Genomic DNA, 12,466 nt, shown 5'->3' with positions numbered 1-12,466 from the left:
TCCTGCGGGCGGCGCCGGGCGGTGCGACGATCGCCCCATGGACCTCTCCGCGCTCACCGGCCCCGCACCCCGCACCTCGCCCACGGCGACGGTCGCGCGCGTCGCGCTCGGGTTCGCGCTCGTCGGCGCGGGCATCAGCCACCTCACCGTCGCGCGCGAGGAGTTCCAGGCGCAGGTGCCGAGCTGGTTCCCGGTCGACGAGGACGTCACCGTGCTCGCGTCCGGCGCGGTCGAGATCGTGCTCGGCGGGTCACTCGTCGCGCTGTCGCGCTGGAAGGTCGCCGTCGGCCTCGTGGCCGCGGCGTTCTTCGTCGTGATCTTCCCGGGCAACGTCGCGCAGTGGGTCGAGGGCAAGGACGGGTTCGGCCTCGACACCGACGCCGAGCGCCTCGGCCGCCTGTTCTTGCAGCCCGTGCTCGTGGCCTGGGCGCTGCACCGATGACGGCGCGGGCTCGAGCACCTCCGGTGGCGGAGGCGCAGGAGGCGGGGCTGGAGCTGGGGGCGACGTCGACTCCCCCGTGAGCGTCGGGTGCGGGTGGTCCTGGCGCGGCGGGTTCGGGTGCGGTGTCGGAGTTGGCTGACCGCTCACCGTTGCTGCAGTTCCCGGCGGGCGAGAACGCCGCGTCGCTCGGCCTCGACGGCACCGAGACGTTCGACGTCGCCCGTGTCACGGCGCTCAACGAGGGCACCACGCCCTCGACGGTCAAGGCCACGGCCACGAAGGCCGACGGCACCGCCGTCGAGTTCGACGCCGTCGTGCGCATCGACACGCCCGGCGAGGCGGACTACTACCGCAACGGCGGCATCCTGCAGTACATACTGCGCTCTCTGGTGGCTTGAGGTACCGCAAGCCCGACGGCGCACGCGCACCCCGGCGGGGCGCTCACCTCTCGAGGTGGGCGCCCCGCCGTCGTCTGGGCCGGGCGTCATGCCTGGAGGTAGCGGTCCTCGCTATGAGGCCGCTCGCCCACGCCGACGAGATCATCGGCCGGCTGACCGACGTCCTGCACGGGACGAACAGCCGCACCCGCCGAGTTCAGAAGGCTGACGAGCTGAAGGGAGCTGGCGTACTCAGCAGCATGCTCGTTAGTGTCCGCTCATGTTGACACGTGCAGACCGGGTCGCCGTCGTACTCATCGCCGTGCTCACCGGCGCCGTGCTCACCGGCTGCACGGCCTCGGTGTCGGCATCGGATGCTGCTGCCGATTCTCCCTCCACGACGCAGCCGAGCGTCGAGCCGACGCCGCGCGAGGTGCCCTCGCCGTCGACGACGCCGAGCGCTGCGCCCGCTCCCGAGACGACGTCGGAGTGCAGGCACCCGAGCGGGGACGTCCACAACGACGAGCCGCTTGACGTCGACCTGTACGAGGACATGGAAGACCTCGGGCCGAGAGAGGGCGCGAACGGGACGGTGAGCTATGCGGCTGATGGCACCCTCGCGTCGTACGTGGTGGCTTCCGGCGACTACCGGGATGCGATCGTCGAGCGGCTCTGCCTCGGTCCCTACGCCTACGAGGCGCTGAACGCTGTTCGCCGGGGAAGCCTGCACTCGGTCGACCCGACGAACGAGGCGTACCTGACGCCGCTCTACGTGGGCGACACGCTGAATCTCAGCCCGTACACGATCACGAGCGTGGGCGACGTGAACGGCGTCGTCCACTCGTACGAGACGGTGTTCATCCTGCCGCCGCAGCGCTGACGGCAACGACCATGACACGGCACGCAGGCTGGGAGACACTGGCCGTATGGCGGAGAACAAGACCCGGGCGTCGGACGGCGACGTCGGAGAGTTCATCGCGAGCGTGGAGCACCCGGTGCGGCACCGCGACGCCGAGCGGCTCGTGGTGCTCATGGAGCGGGTGACGGGAGAGCCGGCGCGCATGTGGGGTCCGTCGATCGTCGGCTTCGGCACCTACCACTACCGCTAGGCGAGGTCTCGCCGCTGGCCGCGTGAGTCATTGCCGCTACCTGAGTACTCGGTGAGCGGGCCCGTCTCCCCGAAGTCGGCCGGCGTTTGCACGACGACGCGCGGTGTGCGGCTCGAGCGGATGCCGTTGTCGACCGATGCGCGTGACTGAGGAGTGGAGCGCACCACCCACGCCTCCTCGACCTGGAGCCCTGCGAACGGGTCCAGAGTCCGGTCGTCGACCTCGACGCGGATCGGCTGCACGGGCTCGGCGTGCGGGTCGTGGAAAGGGCTTGTCGGGTCCGGCATCAGTACTCCTCGAGTTCCGGTTTCAGGGCGTCTTCTCGGTCAGGACGGCTCGCACGCCCAAGGAGAGACGATGTCGTGAGCGTCAGCTCGCGCGCGGGTAGCTGGGCAGGTCGACGACCTCTGCTCGGTCATCGACAGGTCGGGGACCGCGCTCGGTGTGGAGGTGGCCGGAGCCGTCGGCGCGGTAGCGAGTCGACGAGCCGGCGGTGTGCGCCAGAACCACGAGGTCGCCAGGCCGGACGAGGTGGCTCGGTGGCTCCTCGTCTCGAGGCGCGTCGTGGTGCTCCCACCACGTGGATGGATGCCACGTGGTGGTGACCGGCGGCAGTGTCGGGACGCCGAGGTTGCCCATCGTTCCCACCTCATGTTCGTTTCCTGGTGGTGCCGTTGCCGCACCGCCTCTTCACCCAGGGAAGGTGGGCGCCGGTGCGCCCCTGTGACACGGGGCGGCGCGGTCCGAGTCACACCGCCACGCCTGCGCGGGTGAGCCTGATCGCCTCGAGGACGTCGTCACGCTGGTGCCCGCGAGCGCGCTCTTCGATCGAGCCGAGCCGCACGCCCACGCGTGCCGCGGCGCGGTCGAGGTCCTCGCCGCTGCGCACCAGGTGAAGGAACTCGTCAAGGTCGACGACCCCGCGAGCGGACGCCCGCCGGCTGGCGTGGTAGTGCGTGGAGCACAGCCCGTGAGCGATGAGCTTGGTCTCGGGACAGCCGGTCTCCAGACACTCGCCCTCGCGCCACCCTGGGGCTGGGAGTGCGGCAGCGTCGTCGATCTCGTCGTCGTCCCACGCCAGGGGTGGCGGCCATCCCTCGTGGCGGGCCCGGATGAGCGCTCGTGTCTTTCCCGGCGACTCGGGCGCGGGCGCCGCCCAGAGCTCGTCGTAGGCCACACGCACGGCGCGAGCTGTCGAGACCAGGACGGACCGCCGACCTGCGTTCGCCGCGGTGTCGAGTGCCTGCCGGTCGATCCCCGTCTGGTCCGCGAGCGCCGTGATGGACCATCCGTGGGCGATGAGGGCGCGGACTCGGCGTGTGGTGCCGGTGGCGTCGGTGGTGGCGCCGGGTGCGAGTTCGTCGAGGGTGGGCATGGGGACGGCCAGGAGGTTGTCGACGATGCTCTGTCGGGTGGTGGTGCGGGTCCCGCGGAGCAGGGCTGCCAGGGTCGATCGGGATACGCCGGCGAGCTCGGCAATCCGTCGCGATCCAAGTCCGGCGTCCACGAGCTCACTGGCGTGCTTGACGGCTGCGCCGGCGTCGACGAATGCGGTGTGGCCGTAGGCGCGCTCGCGCGTGCGCTGCGCTTCGTACTGGCTGTTCGCGGTGGTACAGGGGATGCAACGGCATTCGTCCTGGACGTAGCAGGCTCGGGTGCCGTGCTCGTGCTGGGCATCGGCGTGCCGGCACGGCATAGGCGTGCGGTCTCGAGCAGCCTCTCGGGCAAGTGCGTCGCGGGCGGCGGCGCGACGCGCGTGCTCGCGTTCGCAGGAGTGCCGGGCGATTCCAGCGAGGGCCAGGCGGCGCGTTTCGGATCGGTTGGTGAAGCCGCAGTCCTCGCAGCGTGCCTCCGTGCTCATCGGTCCTCGCGCTCGCCGGCGGCCGCGCGCTGCCGGTCGAACGTCGGAGGCGGCGTGGAGCGGCGGGAGTGCCGGCACAGGGCGCACCGATGGGGCCGAGGGTCGCCGTGCACGCACTCCCCCCTCTCGGGGTCGCCCCAGGCTGGTGCGGTGATCGTCGGCTGGGCCATGGCTTTTTGCGCCTTCCTCGTGACGTGCGACGGCGGTCCGGTGTCGGTTCACCTGGGGAAGGTGTGCCGGCTCCGGGCGCTGTGACGGCGCAGGGCCGCGGCGTGGCGGGATCACGCAGAAGGGGCGGCCCTCGAGGCGGATCGACCCACACGAACCAACGTCTGTCGGCGGGGTCGGGCATCCTTGCGCGAGAACCGATGTAGGGGGTCCGAGACTGATGAGTGACGCACCGAGCACCGCTGAACGGCGGCCTCCGTCCGCACACGCGCGATTCACGCTCGTGGCGTGCACCGTGGTGGCGGGCGGCTTGGGCTACCTCGAGTTCTCCGGGCAAGCCGGCATCGGGCTGAGCACCTGGCTCGTCGGCATGTTGCTCGCGCTGCACGCCACGTTCGTCTGGCTCGAGGACACCCGCCCGGGCTTCACGACGACGACCGCTGGCAGGCGTCTCAGAGTGCTGCGGATGGTCGGCCTCGGTCTGGCCTTCGCCGGCACCTTCGCCGAGCTGGCTGTCAGGGGTGCTTGGCCGCTCGCGGCGGTGCTGGCTCTGCTCGGCGGTGTCGTCATTGCGTTCCTCGTGCCAGCGCATGGGCACCGCGTACCGGGCGGTGCCGATCCCGTCGAGCAAGGTGTCCGCCGGCCGGGTACGCGCTTCCGGGACGGGAGCCGGGTCGTCACGGTTGCCGAGCTCGAGCCGGGGATGCAGATCGTCGTCGGTGCGGGCCTGCGGGAGCTGTCGCCCCTGCAAGTCGTGAAGATCGCGGAGGACGGCAGCGTGCTGCGCGTGCGTGTCCGTGTCGCCGGCGTCGCCTCGGGTCCCGGGCTGGGGTTCGTCAAGGCGCCCGATGCACCTGTCCGCGTGCTCCACACCAGGAGCTGAGAGCGGACTGCTGACGGTGCGCTACGCGTCGTCGTCAGCCGGTCCGCCCCTGCTCGCCGGCTCACCGTCGGGCCCGAGTGGCTCGACCAGCGCGAGGTCCTCGACGTCCGGATCGATCCATCGCTGGTAGCCCGGCCCGGTCCGGGCAGTCTCGAACCGCACCGCGACACGTCCGTCGTCGCCGACGCGCACGACCCACCCACGCCCGTCGGCCTCAGTCGCGACGTCCAACCCTGGTGCGACGTCCGCAGCAGCGGCCCGGGCCCGCACGCGCGGAGACCTCGGCGCCACCTGGGCGAGGTCGACCGGTTCCACGGGGCTCCCCTGTTCGGTCTCGTCCTGGCCGAGAGGCAGCATGAGCTGGACGTGCTCGGACAGGGCGTGGAACGCGACCCCGAGGAGGCGGACCGGCTCGGTGACATCCGCAAGTCCGAGCGCACGGTGGGCGGCGTCGCGCAGCGCGCCCTCGTCCGCCGTAGGGCGCGGCAGGGTCACCGAGCGGGTCAGGGTCGTGAAGGACGAGTCCCGAACCTTAACGACGACCGTGCGCGCCGCGACGGCGTGCCGCTCGAGACGGGCCAGCGCGGCGTCGATCACGGGGTCGAGCGCAGCGTCGACCGCGGCTCGGCCGTGCAGGTCGGTGTCGAACGTGTGCACGGCACCCGCCGACTTGCGCTCGCGCACCGTCGTCACGGGCCGGTCGTCCCAGCCGCGCGCGATCCGGTGGAGTTCGTCCCGCCCGCCTCGCCGGCCACCATGACCAGGGTGTCGAGCGGCTGTCGGCGCAGGTCGGCGATCGTGCGCACACCGAGCTCGTCCAGGCGCGCGGCTGACACCGGGCCGACGCCCCACAACGCCCGCACGGGTAGCTCGAGCAGGAACGCGTCTTCGTCGTCGGCGCCGACGACGCGCATCCCGCCCGGCTTCGCGGCCTCCGAGGCGAGCTTCGCGACGAGCTTGGACCGCCCGAGCCCCCCGACGTACCGTCCCGGCGCTCAGCCGGCGGAGCTCGACGACCGACCACGGCCGGGTCACCCCAGCGCGACGAGCGCGACGACGACCCCGACGACGTCGGCCACGAGCTGAGCCCGCGTGAGGCCCTGGCCGTCTCCCCCGCCCTGGGCCCGCGCGGCGCCGTCGCGGTCGGCCCTCGAGCGCGAGCCGTCGCCGCCGCGATCGCTCGTGGGAGCCCATGCCGCGTGGCCCCGTGATTCGCACGCGCCGTGGGTGCCCTGGTAAGACTTGCCGTATGTCATTCGGCCCTGAGGCTCAAAGCTCTGACGTTGTCGGGTCACGTCGGACGCCGATCTGGCGCGTCGCTCTGGGCGCCCTGGTTGCTCTGCTTGGGCTCTTCGCAATCGTCATACCTGCTCGAATTGCGATCGCGCTCGGTCGCGACTACCGCTCGGGCCTTTGCGACGGTGACGACCTCTTTGGGAATACGTGTGGCGTCACTGACGCTCATGCCTTCGGTGTTGTCGCGGTACTGGTCGTGGTCCCTCTCGCGCTCGGCATTGTGGTTGCCTGGCCACGCCGCCTGGCTCTCTGGTTGACAGCGACTGCACTTGTGGGTCTGAGCGTGTTTGGATTCTTGATGCTCGGGGTGATTCGATGAACGGATCAGGCGCTCGGCCATCACGGCAGACATACGCACCCGTTCGACATGTGCCGTTCTTGGACCCGCAATTTCGATCAAGACGATGACGCCACGCTCGTGGAGAACGAGTCACCCGCCGCTATGGGGCGGGCGACTCGTTCACAGCCACTACTCGGATCCTGCTAGACCGACTGCGCTTCCTCTGCAACTCGCTGCTTGAAGACGTTCACGAACGCCATGCCCAGGGCGGCCTTGTCGGCCGCAGATACGGACGTAGTGTCGAAGCCCTGCACCTGGTAGAAGGCCTCGCGGGTGGCGGCGAAGACTGAGTTGATAGAGGTGAGTGCATCGAGCGCGAGGGACTCGACGAGGTCCCAGTCACCGTCGAAGCGTGACTCGAACCACCGCGTAAAACGTGTGCTCCAGTCCCCGCTCAGGTCATAAGTACCACGGACAACCGGTTCGATACCGTTGTACGGCTGATTCAGGAGCTTCTGCAGGAAGTTCCAGGCGTCTGCGTCTTCGATGAGGTTGGACTCGGAGAACCTGCTGTCGACAGATCGACCGCCGATCCAGGCCTCGCCGAACTCAAGTGCGCTATATCCAGCGCCCTTCTCGTAGTAGTCGAAGACGATCGAGATGAGGTCCCCGCCCCAGCCCCCGAAGTCGCCAAGGGTAAGGTCCTGCGGCTGCGGAGGCGGATCGGTCATCTGGTAGAGCCCTGTCTTCATCGCGATCGCGACGTGCTCAACCCCGACCTCGGCCATGGTCCGTGGGTCAATGAGCGTGTTCTGGCGTTCAACACCCAGGGCGTCGATCGCGGCGTTGAATGCTGGGTCCCACGGGCCGGCGGCGACGTTCCAGAGGTCACGTGTATATCGCGGTGCGCGATACATGCTGAGCGTCGGGTCCACTCGCTTCCTAGGGTCCGCGACGCGTTCTGCGATCTGCTGGTCCAGCCAGCCCAGATACTCCAGTGTGGCCTCGCTAAGGGACGTGGGTCCGGTGAGCGTTCGAGCGCCGTGATCGCGTCCGGACTTGACGCAGCGGTCGATCTGGACCTGGCCTGTGCCGGTGCCGAGGGTCACGGTTTGGATCTGGTCGAAGGCCCATTCCCGGGGCAGGGGGAAGCCGAGGTTGCCGGAGTAGCCGGTCGACATGCCCAGGACCATGCTGTACCCGACGCCGGCTTCGAGACGTGCTCGCGTGCAGACGTTGCGGGACCCGTAGATCCCGACGATGTAGCCGCTGCCGTCGGCGCGGAACCTGCTCTTGATCTCCCGGAAGTAGGGGATGATGTTCGAGGTGATGTTGGGGTCCGTAGCGTCGAAGTCGACGGCGAAGTAGATCACCGTTCCGTTGGGGAATCCGTAGTCCCTCGCTGCGCTGAGTGCGGTGGCTGCGTCGGATGTGCCCTGCTGGGTGGTGAAGTACGCCAGTGCGTTGCCCGAGGTCTGGAAGATCGGCCAGACGCCGAGGTTGGCGTCGATGAGCCGCTGGAGTTCGCCGGGCTGGAGCTTCTTGTTGAACGACGATCCGGGATAGTTCGTGAGGTAGCGCCCGACGCTCGTGACGCCCTCGGCCTTCAGGGTCGCGATGCGCGCGGCGGTGAGCTCGGTGCTCGTGTCCGCTCCGGTCGTGGTCCGGTTGGTGTCGCCGGTGCTGACGAGGAGCGATGCCCAAGTCGCCAGGTTGGCTCCTCCGGTACGGGGCAGAGCGCAGAACTCCTGGAAGTCGGCGGTGACATCGACGTCGTCGGCATCGAAGTTCCCATCAACGACGAAGTCGCTCGGGACGAAGCGGTTGAAGGCCAGGGCCATGTGGAACAGCTGCACGAAGTTGTGGGACGTGTCGCTCTCCCCGACGTTGAACGTCGCGTTGTCTTCCAGACCTTCCTTGGTCAGGTTGCCGAACGTGCCGGTAGCGGTCGCGTCGTCCATCCCGAGCTCGTACTGGATGGCGAGCATGAAGCTCTTCTGCACCTCGCGCGAGAACAGCCCGTCACACGGCATGTAGTAGAAGTTTAGCCGGTGCCCGTACATCCGGTTGAGCCACTGCTGGGATTCGCGGACCTGCGTCGTCCCCCCGCCGAAGAGCTTGTAGGAGTCCATCGTCAGCATGGCCTTGAAGACCTTCGGCGTGACGATCCCACCACCCGCCAGCCCCATGTCGGTCTTCATCGCCAGCACACCCGCAGCGCACCCAGGCCCGAAGTTGCCGTCGAACCCGGACGGGTTGTAGCCCTTGCAGTACAGCCCGCCCTGCACGATCCGCACGACGCGTGCGATCTTCGCCGCCGTCGCCGGGTCCGGGGACGTCGTGGTCGTGCTGATCTGCGGATACTGCGCCGACAGCGCCGAGAGAGTGCCGTTGCCGAAGTTGTTCGACAGGGTCCCGATCCCGAGCTCGTACTGCAGCGCACGCGTGAGCCCGTACATCGTCGACCAGCCGGTACGACCGGTCTCGGGCACGGTGATCCACTGCGACCCGGCCGCCGGGCCGTACGTGGCGTTGAGATACTGCTGGACCTCGAGGACGAGCTGGTCGACCGCCGGCTCGTCCGCGACCGCGATGGTGCTCGGTTCGATCTGAGTTGTCATTGCGTGTTGCTCCGTTCGCTTGCTCGTGCACCCGGTGCCCCCCGCAGATCGGCTGCGGCCGGGGACGTGGAACCAGACCCTGCCAGCGCCCACTGACACGATCGATTCGAACGTGTGTTCGAACGTAGCATGTGGGCGGCTCCCTGCACACTCCTCCCCACACGCAGGCCACGACCCCGTGACCTGCGCCTTCACCGACCCAGGAGGGGGCACCATGAGCCAGCTCGTCAACCCAGTCGCCGGACGCATCTCCTCGCGCTACGGCGCACGCACACACCCGATCACCGGCAAGCGCACACCCCACACCGGCACCGACATCGCCGCCCCGAACGGCACACCCATCAAGGCGGCGCACGCCGGCGTCGTGACCACCTCCGGCCACGACGCCTCCCGCGGAAACTGGATCGCCATCCGCGCCGAGACCGGCCACGCGACGCACTACCTGCACCTGTCACGCCGCCGCGTCTTCGAAGGCGGGCGCGTCGCCGCCGGCACCCACATCGGCGACGTCGGATCCACCGGGACCGCGACCGGACCCCACCTGCACTTCGAGGTCTGGATCGGGGGGACTCGCACCGACCCCCAGGCCTACTACCGCGAGCGAGGCCTGACCCTCGGAAAGGCAGGCTCAGCCAGCGGTGGGCGTCCGGTCCTGCGTGAGGGCAGCCAGGGCCAGCACGTGCGCGACCTGCAGCAGCACCTCAAGACCACCTACCCCGCCTACGCCCGCAACCTCGCCGTCGACGGCAGCTTCGGCCCCAAGACTCGCGCAGTCGTCGAGGAATACCAGCGCCGCGCAGGCCTCGACCCCGACGGCGTCGTCGGACCCCTCACCTGGGCAAGCCTCGGCCTCGACTGACAGGAGCAGCGTCCATGCGCACCACCCACATCACCATCGCCATCGTCTGCGCGACTCTCGTCGCCATCACCGCGATCCTCGCCTGGCTCACCGCCGCCGGGCACGACATCCAAGGCATCGCGTCCGTCATCGTCAGCGCCATCGTCCCCACCATCGCCTCACTCATCGCCGTCGACCAAGCCTCCCGAGCCCGCGCAGAGCTCGAAGGCCTCTCCAGCAACCAGAAGCGGCAAGAACGCGAAGGCATTCAGACGTCGTAGACGTGCCGACGCGGTGTCAGTCTCGCCGAGAAGCGACACTGACACCGCGTCGAAAGCCGTCACCGCAGTCCCACACCGGGCAGCCGACCGGATGAGCAGCCGTCGAATCCCCCACTGGCGCGGTGTGCCCATCGCTACCAGTAGCCGCCCTGGACGAGCTCGTCAGCAACCGGGTGATCCGATCCGGATGCAGTCCAGGCACACGAACGGCCACGCCGTCGACAACCTGGTGCGAACACCTCTCAGTGGACGAGCGTTGAGTCTGAACAGTTCGGGAAGAATGACTCCGCCCCAGCGGTTTCGCCTTCGAGGAGCGGGTCAACCTGGTCCGTCAGGAACGCGTCGTAGTCAGGAAATGACGAGACGTACTCGGTGGAAGTGAACGAACGCAGGGTCTCTACGGTCTCACGAACACCATCCACGTCGCCAGCTTCGACCTGCGCCACCCCGGTTGACAGCCACGAACACTGCCAGTCGATTGCCATGAGCGACGTAAAGAACCCGTCTTCGTACCACAGGAGTTCCGGGTCCTCGACTTCCGATGCCGCGACCGACCTGCTTTGCTGGGACGCCTCGAGAGTGCCGATCTGCGACTCGACACTATCGAATGACTCTGGAGCGGCGAATGAGGCCCCAGGAGGCAAGCTGAATACGGCCTCACCCTCGGTCCGCTCGAGATCCTGCTGGGTGCTAATTTCCGTCAAGTTCCGCTCGAGCTCCTGGACAACCGTGTCCAGGTCGCTAGGAGCGGGTTCCGCTGGCGACCCGCCCGAACTTGCTCCTAACACCGCCGCGAGGGCGCCAGCAGCCACGACCGCCGCCATTGATCCATTGGCGACAACATTCTTAGTCCAGCGCATACCGTAACCTTCCTTCAGGATCAGTAGTTGAGGGTACCCGAGAAGGACGCGACGGCATTGCTGTCCCAGTTGTCGATCGCGTTCCCGTAGGCCTTCGTGTTCATTGCGAAAACCAGGCTATAGGTAACCCCGGCCGTGTTGGGGAACAAGCCCGATGCGTTGCGCCCCGTATACGTCCGACTGCTGAATTGTGATCCGGATGAGGTGCGAAGGCCCAGCGTCCAGTGGTCCGAGGTGGGACTAAATCCCAGAGTCCCCCCGCAGCAATCCCATGTTGCGCTCGCAGTGCCGGTGAAGTACACGCCTCCCCCAGGCGTCTTCGTTCGCCAAGTGGAGTATTGCCTGAGGTACTTCGAGATCAAACCCGATGTGTTCGCAGTCCCCGCGGATGCGTCCTCGGCGGGTGCGACGGCTACGCCGCCTGCGGCCAGAACAATCGCGAGCACACCGGCTGTTGCAACTTTTCTCAAACTGAGCACACTTACGCTCCGATCTTGGCTGACGAACCATTGTCAGCCACCCCTGGGACGACAACTTCGTTGCTGTCGTGGTCCGGAGAGTACCGGAGTTGCTCGAGGACCGCCAGGGATCTTGTCGGAAGCACGATCGTGTCCACCGGACAGGGTCACGACGGGCAACGATTCATGGCCGTGGCCGGTGGCCGCGCCCGGGTCTATCCCGGAGTAGTCACCGCCCATGCCGTCGCCGCCGAGGTCGACAGCGTGGATTCAGTCTCGAGTCAGAAGGTCTCAGGAGGCACCCTTACACCCGTCCTGGGGCTCGTCATCCTGCACACCCAGGAGCCGGTTCATGTTGCGATCGCTACGCCCGAGGCGTTCGTCGCAGTGCCCGGCAACTGCTCAAGAGAACGTCGCGCGAATCGATGCAGCCAATCGGCTCTTGCAGTTGTGCCCTCCGCCACGTGGTCGGCACAACTGCGACATCGCAGAAGGGTCGCCCCACGGCTCGAGCAGTCGGCCCCTCGCAACCGTCGTGCCTCGGTAGGGCGCGGATTCTCACGAGCGGCCTATTCAGGTCAGCACAGCTATGAGGGTGCATCCCTGGATCAGTGGACCGCTCTGGGCGCCGGCTCTTGTGTCATCCGCCGGTGAGGGCGTTGATCACCAGCGGAGCACCGAGGTCGTCGCACGCTCCCCCGAGGGCGCCTTCGACCTCGTCCCACTCGGGGGAGCGCACACCGGTCGACTCCGCGAACGCACCAGACGGTACGGCCGGCGCGACCTCCTTCAGCTGACCGATTGCCGTCTGCACCGCGCTGTCCCCAGTGGATGGCAGGCGATCGAGCACGCGGGTTGCCAGCTGGTACCAGCCGTCGTGTTCCTGCGCCTCCATGCGGCCTTCGGCGAGGGCGAGGTCGGCGTTCTCCGCGATCGTCAGCACATCACTGAAGGCGGTGCAGATGGCGGCGTCGTCCATGGCGTCGACCTCT

The 12,466-nt window shown here is 68.2% G+C and carries 15 protein-coding genes and 1 pseudogene; 7 read left to right on the top strand and 9 right to left on the bottom strand.

The annotated features are described in order from the left end of the window. Positions 1-37: 37 nt before the first annotated feature. The 4 genes and pseudogenes from AC4H2H_RS00935 (at position 38) to AC4H2H_RS00920 (ending at position 1,928) form a co-directional block, all read left to right on the top strand. Positions 38-442, top strand: coding sequence for a DoxX family protein (locus AC4H2H_RS00935; RefSeq protein WP_494368935.1), 405 nt, complete (start codon positions 38-40; stop codon positions 440-442). Between the two features lie 152 nt (positions 443-594). Next, a pseudogene (locus AC4H2H_RS00930) lies at positions 595-840 on the top strand (hypothetical protein); the annotation flags it as partial. Between the two features lie 259 nt (positions 841-1,099). Then, complete coding sequence (locus AC4H2H_RS00925; RefSeq protein ID WP_494368934.1) at positions 1,100-1,699, top strand: hypothetical protein; 600 nt, start codon at positions 1,100-1,102, stop codon at positions 1,697-1,699. A gap of 46 nt (positions 1,700-1,745) precedes the next feature. Then, positions 1,746-1,928 carry a hypothetical protein gene (locus tag AC4H2H_RS00920; RefSeq protein WP_494368933.1) on the top strand — a complete coding sequence of 61 codons (183 nt, stop codon included), beginning with the start codon at positions 1,746-1,748 and terminating at the stop codon, positions 1,926-1,928. On the opposite strand, the gene AC4H2H_RS00915 is transcribed toward AC4H2H_RS00920, so the two are convergent. Continuing rightward, positions 1,925-2,215 (bottom strand): hypothetical protein, encoded by a 291-nt coding sequence (locus AC4H2H_RS00915; protein ID WP_494368932.1) that lies wholly within the window; start codon positions 2,213-2,215, stop codon positions 1,925-1,927. The two genes, AC4H2H_RS00920 and AC4H2H_RS00915, sit on opposite strands and share 4 nt — an antisense overlap. Positions 2,216-2,676: 461 nt before the next feature. Beyond that, positions 2,677-3,789, bottom strand: coding sequence for a hypothetical protein (locus tag AC4H2H_RS00910; RefSeq protein WP_494368931.1), 1,113 nt, complete (start codon positions 3,787-3,789; stop codon positions 2,677-2,679). A gap of 388 nt (positions 3,790-4,177) precedes the next feature. On the opposite strand from AC4H2H_RS00910, the gene AC4H2H_RS00905 reads away from it, so the two are divergent. Then, positions 4,178-4,840, top strand: a complete 663-nt coding sequence (locus AC4H2H_RS00905; RefSeq protein ID WP_494368930.1) for a hypothetical protein — start codon at positions 4,178-4,180, stop codon at positions 4,838-4,840. A 21-nt stretch (positions 4,841-4,861) separates the two neighbouring features. Here AC4H2H_RS00905 and AC4H2H_RS00900 read toward each other — a convergent pair whose 3' ends face one another. The 5 genes from AC4H2H_RS00900 to AC4H2H_RS00880 all read right to left on the bottom strand — a co-directional run bounded on the left by AC4H2H_RS00900 (position 4,862) and on the right by AC4H2H_RS00880 (position 9,037). Then, entirely contained in the window at positions 4,862-5,533 is a 672-nt protein-coding gene (locus AC4H2H_RS00900; protein ID WP_494368929.1) for a DinB/UmuC family translesion DNA polymerase, read from the bottom strand. Continuing rightward, the gene (locus AC4H2H_RS00895; RefSeq protein ID WP_494368928.1) at positions 5,530-5,754 is read right to left on the bottom strand and encodes a hypothetical protein; all 225 of its coding nucleotides are present in this window, start codon (positions 5,752-5,754) and stop codon (positions 5,530-5,532) included. Before AC4H2H_RS00895 ends, AC4H2H_RS00900 begins: the two co-directional genes overlap by 4 nt. Positions 5,755-5,871: 117 nt before the next feature. Beyond that, positions 5,872-6,096 (bottom strand): hypothetical protein, encoded by a 225-nt coding sequence (locus AC4H2H_RS00890; RefSeq protein WP_494368927.1) that lies wholly within the window; start codon positions 6,094-6,096, stop codon positions 5,872-5,874. A gap of 35 nt (positions 6,097-6,131) precedes the next feature. Next, entirely contained in the window at positions 6,132-6,476 is a 345-nt protein-coding gene (locus AC4H2H_RS00885) for a hypothetical protein (RefSeq protein WP_494368926.1), read from the bottom strand. Positions 6,477-6,619: 143 nt separating this feature from the next. After that, a complete protein-coding gene (locus AC4H2H_RS00880; protein WP_494368925.1) occupies positions 6,620-9,037 on the bottom strand; it encodes a glycoside hydrolase domain-containing protein in 2,418 nt (805 codons plus the stop codon). A 214-nt stretch (positions 9,038-9,251) separates the two neighbouring features. Here AC4H2H_RS00880 and AC4H2H_RS00875 point away from each other — a divergent pair, with 214 nt between their 5' ends. Both AC4H2H_RS00875 and AC4H2H_RS00870 read left to right on the top strand, forming a co-directional pair. Beyond that, positions 9,252-9,896, top strand: a complete 645-nt coding sequence (locus AC4H2H_RS00875) for a peptidoglycan DD-metalloendopeptidase family protein (RefSeq protein ID WP_494368924.1) — start codon at positions 9,252-9,254, stop codon at positions 9,894-9,896. Positions 9,897-9,910: 14 nt separating this feature from the next. Further along, positions 9,911-10,156 (top strand): hypothetical protein, encoded by a 246-nt coding sequence (locus tag AC4H2H_RS00870; RefSeq protein ID WP_494368923.1) that lies wholly within the window; start codon positions 9,911-9,913, stop codon positions 10,154-10,156. A gap of 242 nt (positions 10,157-10,398) precedes the next feature. Here AC4H2H_RS00870 and AC4H2H_RS00865 read toward each other — a convergent pair whose 3' ends face one another. Beyond that, positions 10,399-11,016, bottom strand: coding sequence for a hypothetical protein (locus AC4H2H_RS00865; protein ID WP_494368922.1), 618 nt, complete (start codon positions 11,014-11,016; stop codon positions 10,399-10,401). Positions 11,017-12,114: 1,098 nt separating this feature from the next. Further along, positions 12,115-12,453, bottom strand: coding sequence for a hypothetical protein (locus AC4H2H_RS00860; protein ID WP_494368921.1), 339 nt, complete (start codon positions 12,451-12,453; stop codon positions 12,115-12,117). Positions 12,454-12,466: the final 13 nt, after the last annotated feature.

Source organism: Cellulosimicrobium sp. BMG9.22, assembly GCF_059159975.1.
This window is presented reverse-complemented; position numbering and strand designations above follow the sequence as displayed.

Excerpts from the sequence above, each read along its gene's own strand:
- AC4H2H_RS00935 (WP_494368935.1), top strand. The coding sequence starts at position 38 with ATGGACCTCTCCGCGCTCACCGGCCCCGCACCCCGCACCTCGCCCACG.
- AC4H2H_RS00925 (WP_494368934.1), top strand. The coding sequence starts at position 1,100 with ATGTTGACACGTGCAGACCGGGTCGCCGTCGTACTCATCGCCGTGCTC.
- AC4H2H_RS00920 (WP_494368933.1), top strand. The coding sequence starts at position 1,746 with ATGGCGGAGAACAAGACCCGGGCGTCGGACGGCGACGTCGGAGAGTTC.
- AC4H2H_RS00915 (WP_494368932.1), bottom strand. The coding sequence starts at position 2,215 with ATGCCGGACCCGACAAGCCCTTTCCACGACCCGCACGCCGAGCCCGTG.
- AC4H2H_RS00910 (WP_494368931.1), bottom strand. The coding sequence starts at position 3,789 with ATGAGCACGGAGGCACGCTGCGAGGACTGCGGCTTCACCAACCGATCC.
- AC4H2H_RS00905 (WP_494368930.1), top strand. The coding sequence starts at position 4,178 with ATGAGTGACGCACCGAGCACCGCTGAACGGCGGCCTCCGTCCGCACAC.
- AC4H2H_RS00895 (WP_494368928.1), bottom strand. The coding sequence starts at position 5,754 with ATGCGCGTCGTCGGCGCCGACGACGAAGACGCGTTCCTGCTCGAGCTA.
- AC4H2H_RS00890 (WP_494368927.1), bottom strand. The coding sequence starts at position 6,096 with ATGACATACGGCAAGTCTTACCAGGGCACCCACGGCGCGTGCGAATCA.
- AC4H2H_RS00885 (WP_494368926.1), bottom strand. The coding sequence starts at position 6,476 with ATGGCCGAGCGCCTGATCCGTTCATCGAATCACCCCGAGCATCAAGAA.
- AC4H2H_RS00880 (WP_494368925.1), bottom strand. The coding sequence starts at position 9,037 with ATGACAACTCAGATCGAACCGAGCACCATCGCGGTCGCGGACGAGCCG.
- AC4H2H_RS00875 (WP_494368924.1), top strand. The coding sequence starts at position 9,252 with ATGAGCCAGCTCGTCAACCCAGTCGCCGGACGCATCTCCTCGCGCTAC.
- AC4H2H_RS00870 (WP_494368923.1), top strand. The coding sequence starts at position 9,911 with ATGCGCACCACCCACATCACCATCGCCATCGTCTGCGCGACTCTCGTC.
- AC4H2H_RS00865 (WP_494368922.1), bottom strand. The coding sequence starts at position 11,016 with ATGCGCTGGACTAAGAATGTTGTCGCCAATGGATCAATGGCGGCGGTC.
- AC4H2H_RS00860 (WP_494368921.1), bottom strand. The coding sequence starts at position 12,453 with ATGGACGACGCCGCCATCTGCACCGCCTTCAGTGATGTGCTGACGATC.